At 72.0% G+C, this 2,073-nt stretch carries 2 protein-coding genes; both read left to right on the top strand.

All coding sequences use genetic code 11. The features are described 5' to 3' along the window. The first annotated feature begins 181 nt into the window (after positions 1-181). Positions 182-601: a hypothetical protein gene (locus tag AB0J67_RS40785; RefSeq protein WP_363491139.1), complete on the top strand. Its 420-nt coding sequence runs from the start codon at positions 182-184 to the stop codon at positions 599-601. 93 nt (positions 602-694) lie between these two features. Beyond that, positions 695-2,032, top strand: a complete 1,338-nt coding sequence (locus AB0J67_RS40790) for a DDE-type integrase/transposase/recombinase (protein ID WP_363491141.1) — start codon at positions 695-697, stop codon at positions 2,030-2,032. Positions 2,033-2,073 lie beyond the last annotated feature (41 nt).

Consider the following 2,073-nt stretch of genomic DNA (forward strand, 5'->3'; position numbering starts at 1 on the left):
TGGATACGGCGGCCGTCGAGAAGAGGCTGCTCGCGGGGCAGATGGCGTGTCGTGTTCGGGGGTGCTGCGGCCGTGGGGGTTCGCCCGGCCGCGTTCGCTGCGTACGCCGTCTGGGCGGGCGCGGGTGCGGCCGCGGCGGGCCCGGTGCGCGGCGTGCGGCCGGTCGCATGTGCTCCTGGGGGTGAATGCGCTGGTCCGCCGCGCGGACGCGGTCGAGGTGATCGGCGCCGGGCTGGTCGCGAAGGCGGCGGGGGCAGGCAGCCGACGGGTGGCTGGCGTGGTGGGCCGGGCTCGTTCGACGGTGCGCGGCTGGCTGGCCAGGTTCGCTGGGCGGGCTGAGTTGCTGCGGCGGCTGTTCACGCAGGTGCTGGTCGATGTTGATGCTGATCCGGTGCCGCCGGCGGCGGCCGGGTCGGTGATCGCCGACGCGGCCGCGGCGATCGTGGCAGCTGCCGGCGCGGTGGCCCGTCGGTGGGGGTTGCCGGTGCTCACCGTGTCGCCCTGGCGGGTGGCCGCCGCGGTCACCGACGGCCGGTTGCTGTCACCGGATCTGCTGGTCCTGCCGATCAACACCAGTGCGCCCTGGCCGGTGCCGCGATGAGGGCGGTGGCGGCCCGTTTCGTCTGATGCCGCACCTCGGCGGCAGACGAAACGGGAGGTGGAGGGGTTGAACGTCCACGAATACGATGCGCGGGTGCGGGCCGAACGGGCCCGCAAGGTCGCGTTGTTCAGATACACGCTGATCCAGGAGGTGATCGACCCGGGCCTGTCGACCCGCCAGCGCGGTGTCCTGGTGCGCCAGATCGCTGCGACCGAGCATGACGGCCCGTTCGGGGACAAGGTCGTGGTGGCCCGCAACACGATCGACCGGTGGGCGCGCTGGTTCCGCCAGGGCGGGTTCGCCGCGCTGGTCCCGCGGCCGGCGCAGGTCACCGCCCGCACCCCGGCCGAAGTGTTGGACATGGCCGGCGGGTTGAAGCGGGAGAACCCGGCCCGCACCGCCACCCAGGTCCGGCGGATCATGATCGCGGCGACCGGGTGGGCGCCGTCGGAACGCACGCTGCAGCGCCACTTCGACCGCCTCGGCCTGACCGCCCCGCCGCAGCAGGAGTCGCCGGCGGTGTTCGGCAGGTTCGAGGCATCCCGGCCGAACGAGTTGTGGACCGGCGACGCGTTGCATGGCCCGCGCGTGGCCGGGCGCAAGACGTATCTGTTCGCGTTCATCGACGACCACTCCCGGGCGGTGATGGGCCACCGGTTCGGGTTCGCCGAGGACACGATCCGCCTGGCAGCGGCGCTGCGCCCCGCGCTGGCCGCGCGAGGTGTTCCGGGGTCGATTTACGTGGACAACGGGTCGGCGTTCGTCGACTCGTGGCTGCTACGCGCCTGCGCCAGCCTGGGGATCAAGCTCGTGCACTCCACCCCGGGTCGCCCTCAGGGCAGAGGCAAGATCGAAAGATTCTTCCGGACCGTCAGAGAGCAGTTCCTCGTCGAGCTACCCGCCGGCGACGACACCGAGGCGCAGGTCGCCGACCTGGCCACGCTCAACCGGTTGTTCACCGCATGGGTCGAGACGATCTACCACACCACCGCGCACTCGGGCACCGGCGCCGCGCCGCTGGCCCGCTGGCGCGACGGCGTCGCGCATCCGCTGCCCACCCCGACCCCGGGTCAGCTGCGGGAGGCGTTCTTGTGGTCGACGCAGCGCACCGTCACCAAGACCGCCACGGTGTCGCTGCACAACAACACCTACCAGGTCGACCCGATCCTGACCGGCCGCAAGGTCGAACTCGTCTTCGACCCGTTCGACCTCACCGACATCGAGGTCCGCCACCACGGCCGCAGCCACGGCCTGGCCGTCGCGTTCCGCATCGGCCGCCACGCGCACCCCAAAGCCCGACCCGAACACGCCCCCGACGACCCGCCCGCCGCGACCGGCATCAACTACCTGCAACTGATCGACGCCGTCCACGACCGAGTCCTGGCCGAACGCGTCAACTACGCCGCCCTGCGCGACCAGGAGAAACCGTGACCATCGAACGGCTGCAAGCCCACTACGGCCTGTCGAAGATG

Source organism: Catellatospora sp. NPDC049609 (assembly GCF_040675365.1).
Lineage (GTDB): Bacteria > Actinomycetota > Actinomycetes > Mycobacteriales > Micromonosporaceae > Catellatospora.